The sequence below is a fragment of the uncultured Nostoc sp. genome (genome assembly GCF_964245445.1).
Taxonomy (GTDB): Bacteria; Cyanobacteriota; Cyanobacteriia; order Cyanobacteriales; family Nostocaceae; genus Nostoc.
In genome coordinates this window covers 1-20,753 of sequence record NZ_CAXTNE010000001.1, presented here as the reverse complement: position 1 = coordinate 20,753, position 20,753 = coordinate 1, and the positions used below count along the sequence as shown (strand labels likewise).

Annotated in this window: 21 protein-coding genes and 1 pseudogene; 7 read left to right on the top strand and 15 right to left on the bottom strand. The window is 43.2% G+C overall.

What is annotated here, in order from left to right:
- Positions 1-257: pseudogene (locus ACFE90_RS00110) on the bottom strand (ketohydroxyglutarate aldolase); the annotation flags it as partial.
- Between the two features lie 241 nt (positions 258-498).
- Here ACFE90_RS00110 and ACFE90_RS00105 point away from each other — a divergent pair.
- Positions 499-780 carry a hypothetical protein gene (locus tag ACFE90_RS00105; protein WP_375496611.1) on the top strand — a complete coding sequence of 94 codons (282 nt, stop codon included), beginning with the start codon at positions 499-501 and terminating at the stop codon, positions 778-780.
- Positions 781-1,204: 424 nt separating this feature from the next.
- On the opposite strand, the gene ACFE90_RS00100 is transcribed toward ACFE90_RS00105, so the two are convergent.
- The 3 genes from ACFE90_RS00100 to ACFE90_RS00090 all read right to left on the bottom strand — a co-directional run bounded on the left by ACFE90_RS00100 (position 1,205) and on the right by ACFE90_RS00090 (position 2,642).
- Positions 1,205-1,507: a muconolactone Delta-isomerase family protein gene (locus ACFE90_RS00100; RefSeq protein WP_375496609.1), complete on the bottom strand. Its 303-nt coding sequence runs from the start codon at positions 1,505-1,507 to the stop codon at positions 1,205-1,207.
- A gap of 68 nt (positions 1,508-1,575) precedes the next feature.
- Positions 1,576-1,890, bottom strand: coding sequence for a hypothetical protein (locus tag ACFE90_RS00095; protein ID WP_375496607.1), 315 nt, complete (start codon positions 1,888-1,890; stop codon positions 1,576-1,578).
- Between the two features lie 128 nt (positions 1,891-2,018).
- A complete protein-coding gene (locus ACFE90_RS00090; protein ID WP_375496605.1) occupies positions 2,019-2,642 on the bottom strand; it encodes an NAD(P)-dependent oxidoreductase in 624 nt (207 codons plus the stop codon).
- Positions 2,643-3,063: 421 nt separating this feature from the next.
- Between ACFE90_RS00090 and ACFE90_RS00085 the strand changes: the two genes are divergently transcribed.
- Complete coding sequence (locus ACFE90_RS00085) at positions 3,064-3,972, top strand: LysR family transcriptional regulator (RefSeq protein ID WP_375496603.1); 909 nt, start codon at positions 3,064-3,066, stop codon at positions 3,970-3,972.
- A 425-nt stretch (positions 3,973-4,397) separates the two neighbouring features.
- The gene (locus ACFE90_RS00080) at positions 4,398-4,670 is read left to right on the top strand and encodes a GlsB/YeaQ/YmgE family stress response membrane protein (RefSeq protein WP_375496601.1); all 273 of its coding nucleotides are present in this window, start codon (positions 4,398-4,400) and stop codon (positions 4,668-4,670) included.
- 470 nt (positions 4,671-5,140) lie between these two features.
- Here the strand turns inward: ACFE90_RS00080 and ACFE90_RS00075 are convergent, their stop codons facing one another.
- Positions 5,141-7,252 (bottom strand): M3 family metallopeptidase, encoded by a 2,112-nt coding sequence (locus tag ACFE90_RS00075; RefSeq protein ID WP_375496599.1) that lies wholly within the window; start codon positions 7,250-7,252, stop codon positions 5,141-5,143.
- A gap of 536 nt (positions 7,253-7,788) precedes the next feature.
- Between ACFE90_RS00075 and ACFE90_RS00070 the strand changes: the two genes are divergently transcribed.
- A complete protein-coding gene (locus ACFE90_RS00070) occupies positions 7,789-8,745 on the top strand; it encodes a hypothetical protein (RefSeq protein WP_375496597.1) in 957 nt (318 codons plus the stop codon).
- A gap of 226 nt (positions 8,746-8,971) precedes the next feature.
- Here the strand turns inward: ACFE90_RS00070 and ACFE90_RS00065 are convergent, their stop codons facing one another.
- Together ACFE90_RS00065 and ACFE90_RS00060 are read right to left on the bottom strand one after the other, a co-directional pair.
- The gene (locus ACFE90_RS00065; RefSeq protein WP_375496595.1) at positions 8,972-10,792 is read right to left on the bottom strand and encodes an ABC transporter ATP-binding protein; all 1,821 of its coding nucleotides are present in this window, start codon (positions 10,790-10,792) and stop codon (positions 8,972-8,974) included.
- 88 nt (positions 10,793-10,880) lie between these two features.
- Positions 10,881-11,681, bottom strand: a complete 801-nt coding sequence (locus tag ACFE90_RS00060) for a DUF6816 family protein (RefSeq protein WP_375496593.1) — start codon at positions 11,679-11,681, stop codon at positions 10,881-10,883.
- A 118-nt stretch (positions 11,682-11,799) separates the two neighbouring features.
- On the opposite strand from ACFE90_RS00060, the gene ACFE90_RS00055 reads away from it, so the two are divergent.
- A complete protein-coding gene (locus ACFE90_RS00055) occupies positions 11,800-12,138 on the top strand; it encodes a carbon dioxide-concentrating mechanism protein CcmK (RefSeq protein WP_375496591.1) in 339 nt (112 codons plus the stop codon).
- Between the two features lie 2 nt (positions 12,139-12,140).
- On the opposite strand, the gene ACFE90_RS00050 is transcribed toward ACFE90_RS00055, so the two are convergent.
- The 5 genes from ACFE90_RS00050 to ffh form a co-directional block, all read right to left on the bottom strand.
- Positions 12,141-12,545: a ChuX/HutX family heme-like substrate-binding protein gene (locus ACFE90_RS00050; protein ID WP_375496589.1), complete on the bottom strand. Its 405-nt coding sequence runs from the start codon at positions 12,543-12,545 to the stop codon at positions 12,141-12,143.
- A gap of 91 nt (positions 12,546-12,636) precedes the next feature.
- Positions 12,637-13,590: a PhoH family protein gene (locus ACFE90_RS00045; RefSeq protein ID WP_375496587.1), complete on the bottom strand. Its 954-nt coding sequence runs from the start codon at positions 13,588-13,590 to the stop codon at positions 12,637-12,639.
- Between the two features lie 478 nt (positions 13,591-14,068).
- Entirely contained in the window at positions 14,069-14,509 is a 441-nt protein-coding gene (locus ACFE90_RS00040; protein ID WP_375496585.1) for a KH domain-containing protein, read from the bottom strand.
- On the bottom strand, positions 14,466-14,732 hold the full coding sequence (gene rpsP / locus ACFE90_RS00035; RefSeq protein ID WP_375496583.1) for a 30S ribosomal protein S16: 267 nt from the start codon (positions 14,730-14,732) through the stop codon (positions 14,466-14,468). The genes ACFE90_RS00040 and rpsP overlap by 44 nt, the downstream gene beginning before the upstream one ends.
- Positions 14,733-14,860: 128 nt before the next feature.
- Complete coding sequence (ffh, locus tag ACFE90_RS00030) at positions 14,861-16,327, bottom strand: signal recognition particle protein (protein WP_375496581.1); 1,467 nt, start codon at positions 16,325-16,327, stop codon at positions 14,861-14,863.
- A 215-nt stretch (positions 16,328-16,542) separates the two neighbouring features.
- Here ffh and ACFE90_RS00025 point away from each other — a divergent pair, with 215 nt between their 5' ends.
- Positions 16,543-17,142 carry a Uma2 family endonuclease gene (locus ACFE90_RS00025; protein ID WP_375496579.1) on the top strand — a complete coding sequence of 200 codons (600 nt, stop codon included), beginning with the start codon at positions 16,543-16,545 and terminating at the stop codon, positions 17,140-17,142.
- Positions 17,143-17,889: 747 nt separating this feature from the next.
- Here ACFE90_RS00025 and ACFE90_RS00020 read toward each other — a convergent pair.
- Complete coding sequence (locus tag ACFE90_RS00020; protein WP_375496577.1) at positions 17,890-18,366, bottom strand: hypothetical protein; 477 nt, start codon at positions 18,364-18,366, stop codon at positions 17,890-17,892.
- A gap of 24 nt (positions 18,367-18,390) precedes the next feature.
- Between ACFE90_RS00020 and ACFE90_RS00015 the strand changes: the two genes are divergently transcribed.
- Entirely contained in the window at positions 18,391-18,816 is a 426-nt protein-coding gene (locus tag ACFE90_RS00015; protein WP_375496575.1) for a hypothetical protein, read from the top strand.
- Between the two features lie 31 nt (positions 18,817-18,847).
- On the opposite strand, the gene ACFE90_RS00010 is transcribed toward ACFE90_RS00015, so the two are convergent.
- Together ACFE90_RS00010 and ACFE90_RS00005 are read right to left on the bottom strand one after the other, a co-directional pair.
- The gene (locus tag ACFE90_RS00010) at positions 18,848-20,230 is read right to left on the bottom strand and encodes an aminopeptidase P family protein (RefSeq protein ID WP_375496573.1); all 1,383 of its coding nucleotides are present in this window, start codon (positions 20,228-20,230) and stop codon (positions 18,848-18,850) included.
- A 47-nt stretch (positions 20,231-20,277) separates the two neighbouring features.
- Positions 20,278-20,508 (bottom strand): hypothetical protein, encoded by a 231-nt coding sequence (locus ACFE90_RS00005; protein ID WP_375496571.1) that lies wholly within the window; start codon positions 20,506-20,508, stop codon positions 20,278-20,280.
- Positions 20,509-20,753: the final 245 nt, after the last annotated feature.

The window sequence follows — 20,753 nt, the reverse complement described above, 5'->3', positions numbered from 1 at the left end:
GCCCCAGATGCGATCGCTTCTTCTAACTGTTGCACATTAAATAGCGTACCAGTGCCAATAGTACAGGCTGGTAATTCTGACCGTAGTTGAGTGATTAATTCCCCAGCCCGCGAACTATTCCAGGTAATCTCAATTAACTGCATTCCCCCAGATGCTACAGCCATTGCCATTTGCTGTCCCACTTCGATTTTAGGGGCGCGGATGACTGCGATCGCCCGATGTTTTTGCAATTGTGATAACCAAATTTGATTAGGCATTTTGACTGGGAATTAGGGATGGGGGATTAGGGACTGTGGATTATGGATTAGGCTAATACAAGCAAATTTTCCCACTTAGTAGTCCTCATTCCCCAATACAAGCGTGACACAGTAACCACGATCGGCTCTCAAACTTGCTTCTTGTATCAAGTTATGAGATATTACAAATAGCAGTAAGTTTATCGAATTACCGTAGTTTAAAATAAATACCTTAGCTTTTGGGGCTAAAGGAGTAATTAAAATGACAATTGCACGACAAAACCTAGCAGAATATTTACCAATCACCATTCATGATTCCAAAAGCATGGATATAGGCAGCTTGTGGAAGCTTGTCCGACTAGGTACAGTACAAATAAATGGATTTTGGTGGCGAACTAAGGCATACGGAACGATTTTAGGGGTTATGTTGCTAACCTTGGTGAGCCTGATTTTCCTAAGTATGCATTGGTCTTATCGCAGACTGTCCTCATTTCTCAGCCATCGAGTCATTAGATATCTGGTAAAAAAGAATGTAGAGACGTAGCGTTGCTACATCTCTACAAGGGTTCTGGGTAACGCATATTTAATTGGGTGCGGCTCTTTTAAAAAGAGGAAGAATAAAGTTAGACAACCATCGGGAGTGATGGTGGAGTATAGAGTAGCAAGCTTGAGTTACCCGCCTCATCAAAGGAACACCATCAAAATACAACGGCAGATGATTACGCTCATATTCTTGCTCTGATAATTGTTTAAAAAGCTTATGAGGACAAAATCGATAGTTCTGTGCCTGTTCAAGACAGTAATTAACCAGTTCAAAAATTAAAAGCGGAAAGCGCTTAATAGTACTCTTGGTAAAAGGTCTATTTACGGGTAAGTCTGTCTACTCCTCTGTCGCCTGTGTCTAGTTCTGTCTAGATTGTCCAAGAGTCTGGTTTAGGTTAATTTCTATAGTATGCTGGTCGCAACAATTAGACAGACTTCTTCGCGAATGCTGGATATGGCGCGAGCGGCAAAATTTGGTAGTCAGCGTAATCAACCTCGATCAGCGGAAAGCTGTCGATCATCTTTTGCAGATGCTCCGGTGACTCCGCTTCAAAGAGAACGGCTGCGCCACGGTTTTTCGTGTCCAGCGCCCACACTTGACGGAGACCTCCCTGTGCGTAAAGGACTTGCGCTTGCGCCTGCTCTTCGAGTTCCCGTTTTTGGAAGTCAGAGGGCATTCCGTCAGTCTGGAATTTCTGTTTGGGTGTGAAGATAACAAGATATTGCATATATCACCTCTAGTTCGCCACAAGTATTGCCAGTAACCGGATGGGCTCTTTGGCTCAAAGTCTTTGCATTAGATATTTTGCGTGTATGCGGGGTCTGGTTTCAGCGGAAAAACTTGATAGTCGACGTAATCAGTCTTCACATTCGGGAAGCTATCGATCATCCCTTGCAAATGCTGAGTTGAATCGGCCTCAAAAATACAAGCCGCACCATGCTGTTTTGAGCCCAACTGTTCTAAGTCCAGCTCCCAAGATTGGCGAAGCAGCCCTTGCGCGTAGAGAACCTGACCCTGCACCAACTCTTTAACGTGTTCCTCCTTGAAATCGGCGGGCATCCCTTCAGTTTCAAATTTCTTTTTGGTCGTTAAGATTACGAGATATTGCATATGTCACCTCTATTTAGCTTGCTTAATTGTGAAAACCGGACAAAAAAGGAGGCATACCGTCTGGTCAAGCAGACGCCGAAGCCTCAACGAACACGCTGTAGACCCAAAAACAGAGCGTATCCGAATTCTTAGCTATTTGCGATCGTCACGGCTTGATGCAGATATTCGTTATTGGAAAGCTGGGCAAGCATGAAGGCAGCCAAGTCGGCACGTGTAATTTTATGGGCTTTCTCGCCCGTTTCGGTATCGAAGACTCGAACGTTTCCCTTGGCGGGGTCGTCGTTGAGAAGGGCTGGGCGCAGAATCACCCAGTCCAGACCGCTCGATTCGACAGCAGACTCCATTGCCGCTTTGTCCTTGTCCGCACCGCGCAAAAAGGTCGAAACTAGTAAGCGCTCATAAAAGGGGGTATTTGCCTCACTATCCCCTTCACCAATCATAGAAGTGACCACGAGACGGCGCACACCGTTTCGCTGCATGGAAGCGATGATTGTGTTGGCGGCGCTCGATTCGAGCGTAGTTGCCTTGTAAGGCGTTTTACCGCCAATCGTGTCAACAACTGCGTCTTGACCGACTACTGCTGCGTCCATAGTGGCACTGTCGGTAGCGTCACCTTCGATAACGCGAACGTCTGAAACCTCATATTCGTCAGCTTTGTGAACGAAGGCCGTGACCTGGTGACCAGCGGCTACAGCCTGCTCGACTACAGCTCTACCGGTCTTGCCAGCAGCTCCTATGATTAAGACTTTCATGTTTTAACTCTCCTATGTAAAGCTTAGGGACGAAGACAAATTGTGTTGTAAATGCTGCCTTAGGTTTATCTGCAACTGTTCCGTCAAAACAATATAAACTCACCGCAGTATTTTTCGTTCAAAACTTGATTTCATAGTGCGTTGCTCCCTTCAATTTCCAAGTCTCCCTATATTTGACATCTCTAGTAGTTTGCCAACCCAAAAATGTCGGGTAGAGGCAAGCTCTTGAAGCAGAAGGAGTAAAGAAGTAACTAAAAATAACTCTCTTTCCTCCTCAGCTTGTCACCGTGCGAAGTTCCCTTAGCGCACAACTAGTATGATTCATTAATTCATGTAGATAAAGATAGTTTTTATGGATTGATTGTTTATAATGCTGGACAATAGCAGAGTTTTGATAATCTCAACGCAGCGAGTGCAAGGTATGGATGACGTGAACGCTGTTTTAATATTTCTCAAAGTTGCGGAACTGGGAGGATTTGTCGCAGCAGCACGAACGCTGGACTTGCCTAAATCTACCGTCAGTCTGAAGGTCAATGAGCTAGAGCAACGGCTAGGAGTCCGATTATTTCATCGCACGACGCGGCGGGTTTCTCTAACTGAAGAAGGACGGCTGTATTACGAAAACTGTTTACCCATTGTCGATGCGTTACATGACGGTAATGATGCGATCGCTAGCTTACAGGGACATCCGCAAGGCACTGTACGAGTGACAGCCACCGTATTGTTTGTGCAATCTGTTCTGGCACCCAATTTGCCGGAGTTTCTGCTAACCTACCCCGATATTAAAGTGATTCTCCATGCGACGACTGAATACAAGGATATTGTTAAAGAAGGGTACGATCTAGCGATTCGGATTGGGGAATTGCACGATTCAACCCTGATCGTGCGGCTCCTTAGCACAGATCGCATGAAACTCTTTGCCAGCGCGACCTATCTCAAAAGCGCTGGCGAACCAAGGGCGATCGCTGATTTGACCAGTCATGCGCTGCTTTGTATGGCTCATCGTCAGAACGATGTGACCTGGACATTGCACAATGAACAGCAGGAAACAGTAACGCTCTCCTTTCGTCCACGACTACTCAGCAATGACGTTGCCCCCATTTATCAAGCAATCGTTGCTGGAGTAGGAATTGGGCTACTGCCAGAATTTCTCTTTCAGCAGGAGTTACACAGTGGGAATATAGTAAACGTCTTGTCTCAATGGTCACTGGCTCCAGTCCCAATTAACGCACTTTATCCTAGCCGAAAATATATTCCCATGAAAGTCAAGGTCTTTTTAGAGTTCCTTGAGCAAAAGATGCGCTCGCGTGACTTCCAGAAAATAAACTGATACTGTTAGCGAACTTAATAACACAAAGTTTTTCCCACGTCTGGGCTTTATGCCCCATCCATTTCGTTCCGTCTCCAAGGCATAGTGAGCTCGTCCTATACATCGGCTAATTTTGCTTCCTTTACATTACTTTAGAGACAGTCTTTAAAAACTCAGCTTAATTCTTCTAGTAGAGGAGAGAGCCAATTAAAAATGCATATACTGCAATTACCAAGCAATAGTTTGATAAGCCCCTAGTTGAAGACCTACTAGGAGCTTTTTTTTAATTGATTATCTAGCTCAATGGTGGTACATACTAATAAAAATAGTTTTGATTAAACTCTTCCTTATGGTTATTAATGATTAATTCTGATGGTAGATGGAACGAAAGATGAGGATTGATAATATGATTTTGTGAGTAAAAAACGTTTACCGAATTAATAACAATGAATATTCTTGCTTGGATTGTTTTAGGTCTAATTGCTGGTGCGATCGCTAAGGCTATCTATCCCGGTCATCAAGGTGGCGGTATTCTGGGAACAATCTTACTAGGAATCATCGGTGCTTTTGTTGGCGGTAGCTTAGGCGTATTCTTCAGTACAGGAACATTAACTTTAGCAGCCACTACTCTTAGTATTCCTGGTATTGCGCTAGCAGTTCTTGGTGCGATTGTTGCAGTTTTCCTGTGGAACTTAATAACCCGTCGCAGCGCTGTATAAAAGCAAAAGTGCAGATAAGAAGTGAGGGGAACTTAGAAAATTCATTTAACTATTGTCAATTAAATCCAAAAAATAGCGCCAGCCTGTGATTAAGGTGGCGCTATTTTTTGGATTATTGATAAATAAAATAATCAAGACGTTGCATAGTGATATCTACGACTAGTTACGCCTACGCACTAATTCATATTTATATTCTGGAACGCCTAGCTTTGTGAAAGACCCGAAACTTGACATATTCAAGATTACCCCTAGTGTAATTTTGAGTACCGATGCTGGAACTCCGGCGCAGACGAGGTATTCTTTTTCATTAATTTTCTTAGAATCTGTTAAGGTGCGTTATGGACATTAGTCCATAACGCACCGACAATCAAGATGGTGCGTTAGCCTACGGCATAACCCACATTACAGCTTTATTCCGCAGGTTGGCGATCGCTAATTGTGGATTAATTTCATCCGAGTAGGGACGTTGTTTAGTTTACAGCAGTACTGACTAAACCATTGTGCCTGAGTAAAGCGATCGTACTCGGTTCACGACCCCGGAAAGTTTTAAACACCTCCATTGGATGCTGACCACCACCAAGTGCCAGCACTGTATCTCGATAACGCCGACCTGTAGCTTTTATAGCCTCTTCATCTTCTAGCCCCGCTTCTTCAAAAGCGGCAAAAGCATCAGCACTTAGTACCTCGGCCCATTTGTAACTGTAATAGCCTGCTGCATAACCACCCTCAAAAATATGTCCAAAAGCACATAAAATAGAATCTTCTGGAAGTGGCGGTAAAACAGTAGTAGTCTTGGCTATGCGATGACGCACATCTGAGGGAGTTTCATTACTACCAGGGCGATAGCGATAGTGTAATTCTAAATCAAGACTGCTCAGGTGGATCTGCCGCAACGTGGCAGATCCACTCATATAATTACGCGCCGCTAGCAGCTTTTGATAATAATGCTCCGGTAGGACTTCACCAGTTTCGTAATGCTTCGCCATTCCAAAGAAAGTGGTTCGCTCATAACACCAGTTTTCCATAAACTGACTAGGTAGTTCCACTGCATCCCACTCCACATTATTGATGCCTGCGGCTCCGGTATAGTCAACCTTAGTGAGCATGTGGTGTAATCCATGACCAAACTCGTGGAACAAAGTCTCTACTTCATAGAAAGTCATTAAACTGGGTTTACCATCTACGGGAGGACTTTGATTACATACCAAATAAGCTACAGGTAAGCGGATGGCAGTAACACCATTTTCAGTGATTTTGGCTCGATTGATGCACACATCCATCCAAGCACCACCGCGTTTCTCTGCTGGACGGCTGTAAGGGTCTAAGTAGAAGTAGGCTATGGGAGAACCAGTTTCGTCAGCAATTTGGAAATAACGGACATCTTCATGCCATACTGGCGCTTGACCATCGGCAGAGGTGACAGTAACGCCAAACAGCCGCTTAACTAGTCCAAATAAGCCGTCTAACACTTGGGGAAGAGGAAAGTAGGGACGCAATTCTTCAGAGGTAAAGGCGAATTTTGCTTCTCGTTGGCGTTCTGCCCAAAAGCTGATATCCCAGTGTTTTAAATCCTCAGCTTCTGCTGCTCCCTGTGCTGCTGCAAAAGCTTTGAGTTCTGCCAAGTCTTTGACAGCAGCATCATAACTAGCGCGGCGTAGTTCTTCTAATAGGGCGTTGACTGCCTCAACGTTAGGAGCCATTTTACTAGCTAGGCTCAATTGGGCAAAACTTTTAAAGCCTAGTATATCTGCGAGTTCTTGGCGCAACTTCAAAATGCGCTCAATTAAGGAGTTGTTATCCAAATCCCCACTAGAAGCGCGGGTGATATGAGCTTTATAGAGCTTTTCGCGCAAATCTCGACGGGTACTGTGCTGCATGAAAGGGCCATAGCTGGGGAAATCTAAAGTAATCCGCCAGGGGCCATTTTCTGGTGTGGCATTGCTTTCGCCAGCTGCACGAGCCGCTTGGGCCGCTAAACTCACTAAGCTTGGTGGTAAACCGTCAATTTCCGCTTGTGTTGTTAGGGTTAAGCTGAAGGCTTTAGTGGCATCAAGTACATGGTTAGAGAATTTGGTAGAAAGTTCTGCTAACTCCATTTGTATGGCGTTGAAACGCTCTCTTGCCTCTCCTTCTAAGCCAACACCAGAAAGTTCTGCATCTCGAATAGCGGCTTCTACAATGCGCTGTTGAGCTAATTCTAAAGTTGCCCAACTATCACTGCTACGAAGTGCCTTAAAGGCATTATAGATAGGTTTGCTTTGACCAAGCTTGTTGATAAATTGTACAACTAGTGGCTGTACGATTTCATGAGCTTCGCGCAGTTCTGGGCTATTTTTAACACCCATTAAATGATTCACCACCCCCCAACTCCAGGTAAGCCGTTCTGTCAGCTTTTCTAAGGGTTCTACTAAACCACTCCAAGTAGGCTGTACATTAGCCTCCAAGGTGGCAAGCTGCTGATCAAGTTCTGCCAGCAACTCATTGAAGGCTGGTACTACTCGTTCTGGTTTAATCTCTGCAAAGGGAGGTAAACCAGTGCCTTGAAGTAGGGGATTGTCGGAAATAATGGTACTTACACTCATGGTTTTGTGTGAACTGCGAACGAATAAAAATCAACAATGATTTTGATTTATATATCTTCTAATGTAGCGATCGCAGCGCTAGTTAGTCTTGCCATTATGACAAAAAGGCGAAAAAAGCGAGAATTCCTCACAAAAATATCCCGATACAGCAATTTTGTTTAGTTTGTGAACAATATCTGACGGCGTGACAGTTCCAGAAATATCAAAGCGATCGCCCGCAGACTGCATTCACCTACCTCAACCTTACCAAAGGCGATGCCTATGGCGGGCTAAGCCTACACAAAAATGCATGATTAATGTACTATGTCAAACAGGTAGCGCCTCCGCCAGCATGGGCGTTATCCTGAAAGCGCAGTTTCAACCCAAGAATCCCACACTTTCAAGGCGTGGGAGTGTCAAATTAACTTAATGCGATCGAGCATCCTTGCCGAACCGAAAAGGTAGGCTGTATATTTATGATTTTATTTGGCAACTCATCTTTTTACTCGTAAAATCGAAAACAAGATCAAGGTAAGTAGAAAAGAGTCCCTAAATTAATGAATACGTTAATCAGTCAGGGTGGAAGAGCTATCACTAAATTTCAGGTGGTAGACCGGATAAATGATATTGTTTGGCAAGCTCACCAAGGCAGCGTTGCTGCGATTATTCAACTATTGAACGAAAAGCTAGCCAAGTCTGGTGTCAGAACTAGAGCCATATTTTCTGATGGTGTCTTACAACTTCTGTGCGAAGCGGCTAGGATAGAGCAACTTGAGCAATCTCCCCTCGTAGAACAAATCCAGCAAATTCTTGATTCCATCGCCCCGCGTTACATTCGGCGAGTCAATATCAACAGTCGGATTGTTCGGGAACAACAATTACTGTGGTTAAAGGAAATAGATAGCGATCGCGACAACCAATTGCTCTGGTCACAGGAAATTACGTTAATTCAGCCTAATCTTGTAAAGCAATTAATTGCAGATTTCACAGAAGCTCAAGCTGAACTAGGAAAGCCAAATTTTCCTAGACCTCAAGTCTCTCGTCCTTTAGTACTTATTAACAAAGAAAAACACAAAAATAAGCCTAAAGCCAAGATATTAGCTATGACTGGTTTATGCTCACTGTTGTTGCTTAGTTGGGTTGTTTATGCCCAGTTAGGTAATAATCTGAGCAACCTAATGCAATTACAAACTTCTAAATCTATAACTCCAGAAAATACGAGCGATGGGAAAGTTCAAACACCACTTAGTCCTGCTAAGAATAACCTTTCTGACCCGTCTGATGACCAATTTGCCACAGCCGTGCGAATTGCTAACCAAGCTTCTGCATCTGGTAAAATAGCCACAGTCTCAACTCAGTGGTTAGAGATAGCTGCTAAGTGGCAACGGGCTTCAGATTTAATGAGTAAGGTGCCACAAAAACACAGCCGTTATCAGGAAGCTAAGATTCGTACTCAACTTTATAAGAAATACAGTGAGGCGGCACAGAAAGAAGCAGATAAGAGTAAATCTTAGTTTTTTGTTATGAGAAAACTTCGATTACTGAGCGGGCACAATTCAGTAAACATCTATTATCACATATTGTATACATCATGACTGGTAGCTCAGAATTTCGATTTTTGTACCAAATACTGTTGGGGATAATTAGAAAAAAATCGACCTTATTGACAACACAATAAGGTCGATTTAATCAGCTGATTGATTCGTGGAGTCAATCTAAAATACAAAATCTGTATGGACCTTAACTCAGGAGTTCTCCTGTTTCTTGCAGGGAGTGCAAGCGGCGATAAATCCCCTCGTGACGCAAGAGTTCATCGTGGCTACCCACTTCTACAATCTTTCCTTGCTCAAGAACCACAATTTTATCGGCTTCTCGCACTGTACTTAAACGGTGGGCAATAACAATGGTGGTGCAAGTGCCTTGAATCGATCGCATCGCTAGCTGAATTGAACGCTCAGACTCATAATCTAAACTAGAGGTGGCTTCGTCAAAAATCAGTACGTCTGGTTCCACTAACAACGCCCTAGCAATTCCTAACCGTTGTCTTTGTCCTCCAGATAGCCTGACACCTCGTTCTCCCACGACGGTGTAATAACCTTGAGGTAAGTGCTGCACTACTTCATCGACTCTGGCAATTCTACAGGCTTGTTGAACCTGCTCCAAACTAGCATTTGGTCTGCCGTAGGTGAGATTATCCAATATAGTACCGTTGAAAATGTCTACTTCTTGGTGAACGATCGCTAGCCTTCGTCTATACTTACCCACATCCAAAGTGCGAATATCTTGACCATCAATCAGAATTTGACCTTCTTGAGGTTCAAAATATCGCAACAGCAATTTCACTAAAGTAGACTTACCAGAACCGGAACGCCCCACTAATGCCACTGTTTGGTATGGCTCAATCAACAAGTTAATATCTTGCAAAACTTGACGCTTGGTATCATATCCAAAACTAAGGTGCGACAACTCAACTTTTCCAGTAAATTTATAAGGTGATTCTGTCTGGTTACTCTCTTCTAAAAGACTTGCTGAATCAGATGCAGTTGACTCTTGCAGAAATTCGTGAAACCGCAGCATGGGAGAATAACGACGGGCAAAAACTTCTGCCAAGTTACTAATAGGTTCTAATTCGGCATAAGCCATGCTAGAAAGAGTTAAAGTCATGACGAAGTGACCGAGAGAAATTCTCCCATTTACTGTTGCTGCTAAAGTCAAACCCAAAATTGTAAACACACAAAACTGAATCACGGTTCTTTGCCAAGTACCCAGTTTTGTATAACCTTGGTGGATGCGATAATCAAGCACCAAGAATTCACGATTTAAACGTTGCTTTTGCCGCTTCAGTTCCCTAGCTTCTGTAGCAAATGCTTTCACCGTTTTGATATTGGTGATTAATTCAGAAGTGCGGCTTTCTGTGTCCTCTCCATATTTATCCAGACGAGTTTCGTACCTAATTAGCTGTTGTAAACCCTTCAAGCTGAAGCTGAGAATAATTACAAAGGAAATTAGATATAAAATTGCAATCCGCCACTCAATGAACAAGATAAACACAAAAATCCCCAGCACACGAGCCAGTTTAGGAATCAACTGTCCGGCAACTTCAGGGTAACTAAAAGTGTGGTTAGAAATACCTCTAGCTACTCTTCCAGCAATGCGTCCAGGGTTATTCTCATCATAAAATTCTAGTGGGAGGGTAAGAACTTTAGCGATCGCTGTTTCGTTTTTTTCTCGACGCGACCTGAAGGCTATATCCCAATGAAACCAATTGCTTAACCAGGGTTGTGTGGGCGCTCTGACTACCGTAACAACGAAAATTAAACCCAGTAATACACCCAGAGATAGAGTTTTATTAACTGGGTAATTGGTAATGTCTGAAAAAATTGCGATCGCACTTTGAAGTGGTTTATCCAAAGGTTGATTAGACAAAACGTTTAAAATCTGCCCGATCGCGTAAGGGACAACCAAATCAATAACTTCGTAAATGCTAGATGTTGTAATACTGAAAACAGTTAGCTTCCAGTAAGGGCGAAAGTAATTGACGATATCTTGAAATTTTGCCATGATGCACACCGTCCAAGAGCGCGATCGTAAACTTGGAATTTATATACTACAAATGTATTACATAGTAGTCAAGGGCTATAGGTTTAAATCACTCCTTTGGAGTAGTAGGCATTTGTGCAGGGATAAATTCTAGGCGATAGCGATAGAGAGCAACTGGTCGAGAACCAGCTTTAAAGTAATCTGGATCTTGGGGTGAAAGATAGACAGCAGTAACTTGATCTGCCTCAATTGCCGGATTAGCTGTTGAAAGTTTATGATAAGCGGTGGTAGATTCTACAGAGTTTAAATAAGGGCGTGAACCGCCTTTGAATAGTTGTTGAAACACTTCTGTAGTAATGAATTTGTCATCAGGGGTAATTTCTGTAGCCCGTGCAGTCACAATGGAAACTAGTTGGCGACTGCTACGCAAGAACGTAATCTGACGATTAGGTGAATCTGGATCAACTTTGACTAATAACACAGCTTCATCCCCTAAATAAGCTCTTGCCAAATTCAAGCTATTAAACGCTCTATCTGCTACTAAAATTGGGGATTTTTTCTTTATCTGAGGTAATATCTTTAACCTAGTAATAGATGGTTGCTCTTTGACAAATCTTACTACAAAACTCACAGGCTGATTTAATTGTCGGCGATTACCTTCAAATCCTGGAGTTACGATTTCTGGTGCTAAAGGTGCAGCTAAATCTACCAAAGTACTTGTAACTTGCCAAGAACCAGCCATCCATTCAGGGTAAACCAAATCACCTGAAGCCGATTGTACGGAAGTTAATTTTTCCCATTGGGGAAAATTTGCTAACCGTTCAGATAACTCTCCTGCAAGAGCATCGCCACCCCGCAAAAAGAATAAAAGCAGCAAGCAAAAACTCCAAATCGCCTTTATTGTAAGCATTAGCAGTTTTGTATTTAACCTTTATTATTTATCGATTAAAAATTAAGTAAGTTTGTGTAAAAAATTAAAATTTCGTAGTAAAATATTTGACCTTACAATTCCAAACTATGGTTATAGTATGACATTGGCACTAGGTATGATTGAAGTTTATGGCGTTCCCACAGCAGTGGAAGTGGGAGATGCTATGTGTAAAGCTGCTCGTGTAACCCTTGTTGGTTATGAAAATACTGATTTGGGACGAATTACCGTGTTAATTCGGGGGGTTGTGGGCGAGGTAAATGTGGCGGTGACAACAGGACTAAAGGCGGTGCTGCGAGTTAACGGCGGCGAGGTGATTTCTTATCATATTATTCCCCGCCCTCACGAAAATTTAGAATATGTTTTACCGATTCATCACAGCGTTAATGTGGAGCAGTTCGGTGCAGATATCCGATTTCCTGCACCCCTATCGGTTTAGCTTTAAATTTCTGCTGGTAAAGGCTGCCAAACTTCACTATACTTCTCTTTTAGAGTTTGCCAAGCTTCCACCTGTCCGGGTTCATATTCGCCAGGTTTACCCCATTGCAAAAACAGGCTTAAGGCAGGTTCTTGTTTATCATCTAAAAACCGGATAGCATAGGTTGTAAAATTCCCCCTCTTCGCTTCACCTGTTTCAAATTTCACCTGAATGATTTTGTCCATATTCAAGTGAAATTCAAAGCCTTCAGTATGCATATTTGCGTACTTTCCTTTAGGCAATTCTGCATAAAATAACTTTTCTATTTTGCCTCGTGCTTCTAATACAGCAGCGCTGCTAGTAACAATTAAACGCAAAGTTCCTAAAGTCTCACAATCTGCTAAAAATTCTTTCAAAGTTGTGGTCATTTGTCATTTGTCCTTTGTCATTTGTTATTTGTCGTTAGTTAAACGATGAGTCCTAAATAATGCCCTATGCCCAATTCCCAATTCCCAATCCCTATTTTTCGTATTGTTCATAAGCAGCAACAATGCGCTGAACTAAAGGATGGCGCACAACATCTTTTTGAGTAAATTCGCAAAAGGCAATGCCTTCAACGTGTTTTAAAATTTGTAAAGCTACTCCTAAACCCGATTGTTGGTGAAGTGGTAAATCAGTTTGTGTCATGTCGCCTGTAATCACCATCCGAGAACGGAAACCCAAACGAGTCAAAACCATTTTCATCTGGGCGGGTGTAGTATTTTGAGCTTCATCCACAATTACAAAGGCGTTATTGAGGGTGCGTCCCCGCATATAAGCGAGTGGTGCGACTTCAATTACACCGCGTTCCATTAAGCTGGGTACTTTTTCTGGGTCGATAAATTCATAAATAGCATCGTAAAGTGGGCGAAGATAGGGATTAACTTTCTGCTGTAAGTCTCCAGGCAAAAAACCAAGTTTTTCACCAGCTTCGACGGCAGGGCGAGTTAAGATGAGCTTTTCAAACTCGTTAGCAAGAAGTGCTTGCACGGCGACAACAACAGCGAGATAAGTCTTACCAGTACCAGCAGGCCCAATACCAAAGGTGAGATCGCGTCTACGGAGTGCATCAATATATTGACGCTGGCGGAAGGTTTTGGCACGGACTTCTTCGCCCCGGCGACTTTTTGCGAGGACATTTCGCTGTAAATCTTGCAGTTCCCCTTGCTGATCGCTATCTATGGCTTGACAAGCTGTTAAAATATCGGCACTGGAAATGGTATTGCCTTTAATCCAAAGGTCTTCAAGCGATCGCACTAATCGAGAAGCCAGATCAATTTGCCCTTCGGTACCAGAAATCACTAATTCCTGTCCACGTAGCACTAAAGTGGCTCCTGTTTGCCGAGATAGCATTTTGAGATTTTCTTCTCCATCTCCCCCAAGAGCGATCACACTGGGAATATTGGGCAGCTGAATTGTTAAGGCACCTGCCATAGTATTTCTTAATTGGTGAGGATCTGTGTTTGACAAAGGTTAATGTTTTTTCGCCCTTAGCGAAATTACGCTTTTATTATTTACATTTTGGAAAAATTTTTGCAACAAATAAATCGGCAGTAGGGGCATACAGTTGTACGCCCCTACTGGTCAAAAAGGGGAAAAGGGACAGGGGGCAAGGAGCTGGGGGAATCCCCATACATGAATAGAGGGCTGCTGAAAGTAAGGATGTATTATTTCTCGTGTTACACACCTCGAAATAAATACTTTCACTTTTAGGCATACATAAATAAATTTAGTTGCTCTCTAACCCTTGTGGCAGGGTAATTCCAGTATCTTTCGCGCTGTCCCCTGCCCCCCTGCCTCTTCGGTGAAGAGTTCAAATAAAGATCCAAAAATCTTTTTGCAACTTTCCATCTTTACAAAAATTCTGAGCGGAGGTAACCACAACCGCTCAGACTTGCTCTCTAGTTTGAAACTAGCGGAGGCGGGGTTTAACAATAGGTTTAGGCCCATCATTTCCACGCGGTTCTCTCCTAGTCGGCGGTGGCGATCGCTCTTCTGTCTCTTCATCAAAAGACATACCTTCGCGGCCCGGCGTAGTGCTGCCGTAGATATCCAGATATACTGATTGCCCAGTAGCGGCTGCGGCTGCGGCAATTACTGTACGAATCGCCTGAATATTGCGTCCCCCTCGACCAAACACTTTCCCTTTATCCGTGCTTTCAAAGGCGATGCGAATCCAAGCCCGGTTGAGGGCCTGAGAAATTTCACAATCGACGCTTAAAGTCTCTGGAGATTCCAAAAACGGCTGCACTAAAAACCGAACCAGCCCAACGTAGTTGGGATTAGTTGTTGGGGACATTGTTCCCGAATTATGATGCGGCTGTAGCTGTGGCACTGACCTGTTCAAAAACATTGGCTTTTACTAAAATGCGACGGACGGTGTCAGTGGGTTGAGCGCCTTGTTGTAGTCGCTTGACGATGCCGGGAACGTCTAGTCGCACTTCATCGGTTCTAGGGTTGTAGAATCCCAACTCTTCTAGGGGACGACCATCGCGGCGAGCGAGGTTGTTAATGGCGACAATGCGGTAACTTGCTTCCCGCTTTTTACCGTATCGCTTCAAGCGCAGTTTGATCATGGTTAAAGAATCATTCTCCTAATTGGTAAGTATGCCGAAATGCTAATTTTAGCACTCGTCTAGCATTTGGTGCTATTAGTCATTAGTCATTAGTCATTTGTCATTAGCAAATTATCAATGCCCAATAACTAAAGATTACCGAAGCCTTTCTTCTTTTTATCTTTAGTTTTTTTCTTTTTCGTGCCTGTGGCATCACCGCCATAACCCCGCCATCCGGGGGCTGGGGGACGATTGCCTGCGCCTGCGAAGGCGTTGCCCATGCCGCCACCGCCGAACATTCCCGGCATTCCAGGGAAGCCACCTTGACTCATTTGCTGCATGAGCGATCGCATTTTTTGGAAATCACCCACCAGTTTAGTCACATCTGACTCTCTATAGCCGGAGCCAGCAGCAATCCGCCGCCGCCGACTGGGAGAACTGGCTAATAAATCGGGGTCGTGGCGTTCTTGGCGAGTCATGGAGTTAATCATCGCCTCACAGCGTTTCAGCTGGGTTTCTCCCTGCTTAAGCTGATCGTCTGAGAGCTTGTTCATCCCTGGAATCATCTTGATGAAGCCTCCCAGAGAACCCATGTTCTTTAGCATCCGCAGCTGCTTGAGAAAGTCAGTAAAGTCAAACTTCGCTGACAAGATTTTCTCTTGCATTTTCTCAGCGTCTGCTAAGTCAAACTCTTCCTGGGCTTTTTCTACCAGGGTGAGAACATCGCCCATCCCCAAAATCCGGGATGCCATGCGATCGGGATAAAACGGTTGCAGTGCCTCGACTTTCTCACCCACGCCCACAAATTTAATTGGCGCTCCCGAAATCTTTCGCACTGACAGCGCTGCACCACCACGGCTATCACCATCCATCTTGGTGAGAATCGCCCCAGTAATTCCTATCTGTTCATGGAAGGTGCGGGTTAGATTAGCTGCCTCTTGACCAGTCATTGCGTCCACCACCAACAGAGTTTCATGGGGTTGGACAGTTGCTTTGATGCGCGCTAATTCCGCCATCATATCTTCGTCAATTTGCAGGCGACCAGCAGTATCAATAATTACTGTACTTACACCTTCTGCCTTAGCGCGTTCTACACCCTGTCGGGCAATTTCTACGGGATCTGCATCGCTTCCTAGTTCAAATACTGGTACGTCAATTTGCTTACCCAACGTTACCAGCTGGTCGATCGCTGCTGGGCGATATACGTCTGTCGCCACCAACAAGCAGCTACGATCTAATTTTCTCAAATGTAAGGCTAACTTAGCGGTAGCTGTGGTTTTACCAGTACCTTGCAACCCAGCCATTAACACAATAGTAGGCTGTTCCTGGGCTTCTGCGATGGGAACATTTTCTTCTCCCATCACCTGCACCAATTCATCGTGAACAATTTTGATGAACTGTTGATCGGGTCGCACGCCAGTAATCACCTCGGCTCCCTGTGCCTTGGCTTCGACTTCGCTAATAAAATCTTTGACTACCTGGAGATTGACATCTGCCTCCAACAAGGCGCGGCGCACTTCGCGCAATGCATCTTGAATGTTGGATTGAGAAATTTTGTCCTGTCCCCGCAGTTTTTTCCAGGCGGCTTCTAAACGGTCAGATAGAGCATCAAACATAATGTAATTACAGGTAGTTCGCCAATGGGGAATTCTAAACCGCCGATGAATGCGATTCTGAATTTCCGCTAAAGTTTAAACGTGCTATTTACCAGCTTAGTATTTTTCACCCCGACTGTAGCAACCAGATACCTACCTTTATGGAAGATTGAGCTTAAAGTACAATGAGGGCAAGAAGGGCTATTGTACAGCGAGAACCTACATCACATATCGCTATGACTAGCAACACACTGCTTCAACCCACAGAAATCATCCACCTTTCGGGTATCAGTTGGCAAACTTATGAAAACTTGCTAAGTGAACTTAGTGCTAGTCGCCGCCTCCGGCTTACTTACAATCGAGGTACTCTAGAAATCATGGTTCCTTCACCTGAACATGAAACTTATAAAAAAATTGTGGGTCGATTTGTCGAAACTTTAGCGGAAGAACTAGAAGTTAGGATTCAGCCCCTTGGTTCTACTACTTTCAAACGTCCAGAGCTGAGTGGTACAGAACCAGATGAATGCTTTTACATTAAAAATGTCAAGTTTATTAAGGGCAAAAAAAGAATTAATTTGCAACAAGATCCGCCGCTAGATTTGGTAGTGGAAATTGATATTACCAGCAGTTCCAAAAATCGTTTTCAAGTCTATGCTGATATGGGTGTACCAGAAATTTGGCGTTATGACGGCACTATTTTTAGTATAAATATCTTCCGAGATGACGAATATATAGCTGTTGACCAAAGTTTAGCGTTTCCTAATTTGCCTCTAACAGAAATTGCTGATTTTTTACACCAGGTTGAAGAAAAAGATTATGTTAGAGTTTGTGAGTGATTTTCGCAACTGGGTTAAAAGGAAAATTGATTGAAATTAATGAGTTAAATTTAATTAACAATTACAATAAAATCAGAAATATATATCTGTTGAACGGAGTTTAGTATTTCTCAATCTGCCATTAACAGATATTTATCATTTTTTAGAGCAAGGGGAAGAAAAAGATTATTTGGAATTGGTTAAATAATTTCGCCAATGGATTAAAAGTCAAATTTAATATCAAAATAATGATGTCGGGTTGAATGGCGATCGCATTCTTGAGTTAATCTACAGCGAAGCAGCTAAAATTTGGAGCAGTGGCAGCTTTGGCAGAATACGAGCAGTTTGGCTGTTTTGGAGTCCCAACCTGGGTAGTGGAAGGCGGAAGGTTTTAGGGTAATGATCGTGTTGATTGGGTTACTGAAAAGATAAAACAATTATGTAATATTACCGTGACCAAAACAGTAGTGAGTGCTGAATAAAAAAGTGATATTTTTTAGGTAAACGGGTAAAAATTATCACTTTGCCTCGTTGTTTTGTCCTGGTCTAAGACCTTGACTTTAGCCACTGATTTTGTAGCTTAAAGTATAGAGAAAATGAAATACCTTCTTTTGGTATTCCCTTCTTGATTTTTCAGATCACAGACAGTATGAAACTAGATTGCCAATATTGTGGGGTCATACATATAGTAGAATTCAGAATTCTGGCTCCTGACTCCTAACTCCTGAATTTTTTTTATTAAAAATTGATGTAATCACCCTTTTATAATTAAGTTGCTGCTGGTTTTGAGAGATGTTGATAAAAGCGGACAACTTTTTGCACATACTCAGCAGTGAAACCTTTGTTGCAGCCTGTATAGCTACCAGTCATCCACCAACAAGCTGCGCCACGCACAGATGCAATCTCATTATTGTTGGTGGCACGGAATTGATTGGTTAACTCACGGCGGGTAATGCAGGATACAACTTGGCGAGCGATCGCAGGGCTATTTTCAAACTGCGTCGGTGTCAGTTCTCGTTTGAGACAAGTTTTTGACCAGCCTTTAAGGGTTTCTGGTTTAACTTGCCATTCGCTGTAAAGTCCATCGTTGGGATTTTTTGTCTGCGGTGCAGCTTGTCGCAATGCTTCTACCATCGCCGCAATTTGGGTATCAGAAACCGGCTGCTGTGCTTGAGCTAATAATGGCAATAATCCGAAGGTGACAATAACTCCGTTGAGTAGTAATTCTATAGAGGTTTTTCTCATGAATTTGGAATTCTTTTAGATATCATGAGGTATCATATTATATTTTTATCTATGGGAATAGCCAAACGGAATGACTGGAAAACAGAACCTATGCCTTCTGCCTCCACAAATATAACGGTAGAAAAACTTTACTCACAGGAAGAATTCGATAGAATTGCTGCTGGAGTAATTCCAGAGCAGATGGAAGATAAATGGTTCATTTTCTATGAGGCTCCTTGGCTATACTTGCATCGTAGTTGGACTGGTTTTTGCATTTTCAAAGTACGTTTTGAGATAGTTGGAGAAAGCGTAAAGATTGCTGAAGTATATGTAAATCGAGATCCAGCACAACAGCTTAACACCGACCATGAGCGCGATGCCTCTTTGTTAGAAATCTTGCTGGATTCACGAGCTAAACGTGATGTACGAAATCAAACGCTCGGCTACATCAAAGGTGAATCCAGTAATTGAGCATCCTTTGTGGATGCCTGTCAGTATAAACTCAGGCATTGACTAAATTTTCTATAGTATCGGCATCATTTGGTAATGCGGCTGTTAAAACTTCGCTACCTTCTGCGGTAACTAAAACATCATCTTCAATGCGGATTCCGCGCACATCGGCAAATTCAGATAAACGCTGCCAATTCACTACATTTTGATATTTTGAGCGAACATTGGCATCATTTAAAATTGCTGGTACTTGATAAAAACCAGGTTCAATTGTGACTAACATTCCTGGATGCAAAGAACGATTTAAACGGAGGTAGCTTAAGCCAAAGCGATCGCTCCTAGAACGTCCCTCTTCATACCCTGCTAAATCACCCAAATCTTCCATATCATGAACATCTAAACCCAGTAAATGGCCGATACCATGAGGGAAAAAAAGCGCATGGGCATCCATTTCTACTAAGTCTTCAGGGTTTCCTTGGAAAATGCCTAACTCTACTAAACCTTCAGCTATAACCGTAGCGGCTAACAAATGAATCTTCCCATACTCTGCACCAGGGTGTATTTTGGCAATGCAAGCATCATGGGCTGCTAATACGACATTATAAATATCTCTTTGGGTAGATGAGAACTTACCAGAAACTGGCCAAGTGCGAGTGACATCACCTGCCCAACCCATCTCAGTTTCAGCACCGACATCGGCAAGTAATAAGTCACCTGGTTGTAGGGGATGGTGATATTGTTCGTTATGCAAAACTTCACCGTGAACGGTGACAATACTATTGTAGGAAGTTGTCATATTGTGGGCAATAATTACCCCTTCCATCGCTGCACGAACTTCTGCTTCTAGCTTGGCTTTAGGTGTTGCTGCCATCCCAACTTTGTGCGCCTCAACAGTGACAGCCGCAGCTTTTCGCAACTGGGTTAATGCAGCTTCATCGTGAGTGAGGCGGAGAGAAACGATTGCCTTAGCTAACTCCAAGTCAATTCCTTGGGGAGGACTTTGTGGTAAAACCCATCTATTTAATAGCTGCGATTGTTGCGTCCAAGTAGCTGCATTTTGTACAGCAAGTGTGGCGGCATCTTCTACCCAAGACTCTAATTCTGCCATTGGTCGACCTACATCCGCCCCAATTTTCTGAGCTATTTCCTCGCGCGTTGGCATTTCTCCATGCCAAAGGGCGCTGCTGGGTGATGGATCGTCTATAAATAGTTCTAGTTTGCCACCTTCTAAACGAATTGCTGCATTTGATAATGGCAGTCCAGCAAAATAGAGGAAATGACTGCTAGCGCGAAACGGAAAGGGATTTGCTGGAAAGTTGCGCGGACTGTTACTACCTGACCACAGAATTACTGGAAAATCAATGAGGTTGGCTAGTTGTTGCCGTCGGTGGCGTAAAGTATCGATTAGGGAAGTAGAAGTTTGTTGGATCAGCATAAATAGAAACTCAAAAAGAAGGGTAAAGGTTATAGCTTTGCCTTTATTTAGTCGTTATCGTCATTGTCTTTATCATCCTTGCGATCGCCATCTTTAGCGTCGTCATCTTCGTCGTTCTGCTTTACCTGGTTAGGCTTTTCGTTAGGTTGTACGACTGGTTTTTGTTGCTCAGTTGGAGCAGATGGCTGCGGTACCTCAACAACACAACTAACTAATCCTCTAGAAATTAGCGCTAAGTTGACAGCAGCAAAGATGCTTCTGAGAATTTTTATGGTCATGTTTCCGTTTTGCTTTGACATTGACCCCAGTTTTTAGAGATTGTATTCCTAATTTATCAGGTACTGTATATGGCGGTTCTCATTTGGATGTAACACGCGCTTTGCTAGCACAACTGTGCTACCCTACAAATGATGCACCGCCTCATAATAATGGTAAATAAAGGCATAAATATCTAATGCACTCCTTATAAATACAGCAGATTGCAGGTAGATAGAGTACACTAAACGCTAGTGCATCAACCGGG

Excerpts from the sequence above, each read along its gene's own strand:
- ACFE90_RS00090 (WP_375496605.1), bottom strand. The coding sequence starts at position 2,642 with ATGAAAGTCTTAATCATAGGAGCTGCTGGCAAGACCGGTAGAGCTGTA.
- ACFE90_RS00060 (WP_375496593.1), bottom strand. The coding sequence starts at position 11,681 with ATGCTTACAATAAAGGCGATTTGGAGTTTTTGCTTGCTGCTTTTATTC.
- ffh (WP_375496581.1), bottom strand. The coding sequence starts at position 16,327 with ATGTTTGATGCTCTATCTGACCGTTTAGAAGCCGCCTGGAAAAAACTG.
- ACFE90_RS00095 (WP_375496607.1), bottom strand. The coding sequence starts at position 1,890 with ATGCAATATCTCGTAATCTTAACGACCAAAAAGAAATTTGAAACTGAA.
- ACFE90_RS00075 (WP_375496599.1), bottom strand. The coding sequence starts at position 7,252 with ATGAGTGTAAGTACCATTATTTCCGACAATCCCCTACTTCAAGGCACT.
- ACFE90_RS00015 (WP_375496575.1), top strand. The coding sequence starts at position 18,391 with ATGAGGTATCATATTATATTTTTATCTATGGGAATAGCCAAACGGAAT.
- ACFE90_RS00020 (WP_375496577.1), bottom strand. The coding sequence starts at position 18,366 with ATGAGAAAAACCTCTATAGAATTACTACTCAACGGAGTTATTGTCACC.
- ACFE90_RS00045 (WP_375496587.1), bottom strand. The coding sequence starts at position 13,590 with ATGGCAGGTGCCTTAACAATTCAGCTGCCCAATATTCCCAGTGTGATC.
- ACFE90_RS00025 (WP_375496579.1), top strand. The coding sequence starts at position 16,543 with ATGACTAGCAACACACTGCTTCAACCCACAGAAATCATCCACCTTTCG.
- ACFE90_RS00065 (WP_375496595.1), bottom strand. The coding sequence starts at position 10,792 with ATGGCAAAATTTCAAGATATCGTCAATTACTTTCGCCCTTACTGGAAG.
- ACFE90_RS00050 (WP_375496589.1), bottom strand. The coding sequence starts at position 12,545 with ATGACCACAACTTTGAAAGAATTTTTAGCAGATTGTGAGACTTTAGGA.
- ACFE90_RS00085 (WP_375496603.1), top strand. The coding sequence starts at position 3,064 with ATGGATGACGTGAACGCTGTTTTAATATTTCTCAAAGTTGCGGAACTG.
- ACFE90_RS00100 (WP_375496609.1), bottom strand. The coding sequence starts at position 1,507 with ATGCAATATCTTGTTATCTTCACACCCAAACAGAAATTCCAGACTGAC.
- ACFE90_RS00040 (WP_375496585.1), bottom strand. The coding sequence starts at position 14,509 with ATGTTTTTGAACAGGTCAGTGCCACAGCTACAGCCGCATCATAATTCG.
- ACFE90_RS00105 (WP_375496611.1), top strand. The coding sequence starts at position 499 with ATGACAATTGCACGACAAAACCTAGCAGAATATTTACCAATCACCATT.
- ACFE90_RS00005 (WP_375496571.1), bottom strand. The coding sequence starts at position 20,508 with ATGACCATAAAAATTCTCAGAAGCATCTTTGCTGCTGTCAACTTAGCG.
- ACFE90_RS00010 (WP_375496573.1), bottom strand. The coding sequence starts at position 20,230 with ATGCTGATCCAACAAACTTCTACTTCCCTAATCGATACTTTACGCCAC.
- ACFE90_RS00055 (WP_375496591.1), top strand. The coding sequence starts at position 11,800 with ATGACATTGGCACTAGGTATGATTGAAGTTTATGGCGTTCCCACAGCA.
- rpsP (WP_375496583.1), bottom strand. The coding sequence starts at position 14,732 with ATGATCAAACTGCGCTTGAAGCGATACGGTAAAAAGCGGGAAGCAAGT.
- ACFE90_RS00080 (WP_375496601.1), top strand. The coding sequence starts at position 4,398 with ATGAATATTCTTGCTTGGATTGTTTTAGGTCTAATTGCTGGTGCGATC.
- ACFE90_RS00070 (WP_375496597.1), top strand. The coding sequence starts at position 7,789 with ATGAATACGTTAATCAGTCAGGGTGGAAGAGCTATCACTAAATTTCAG.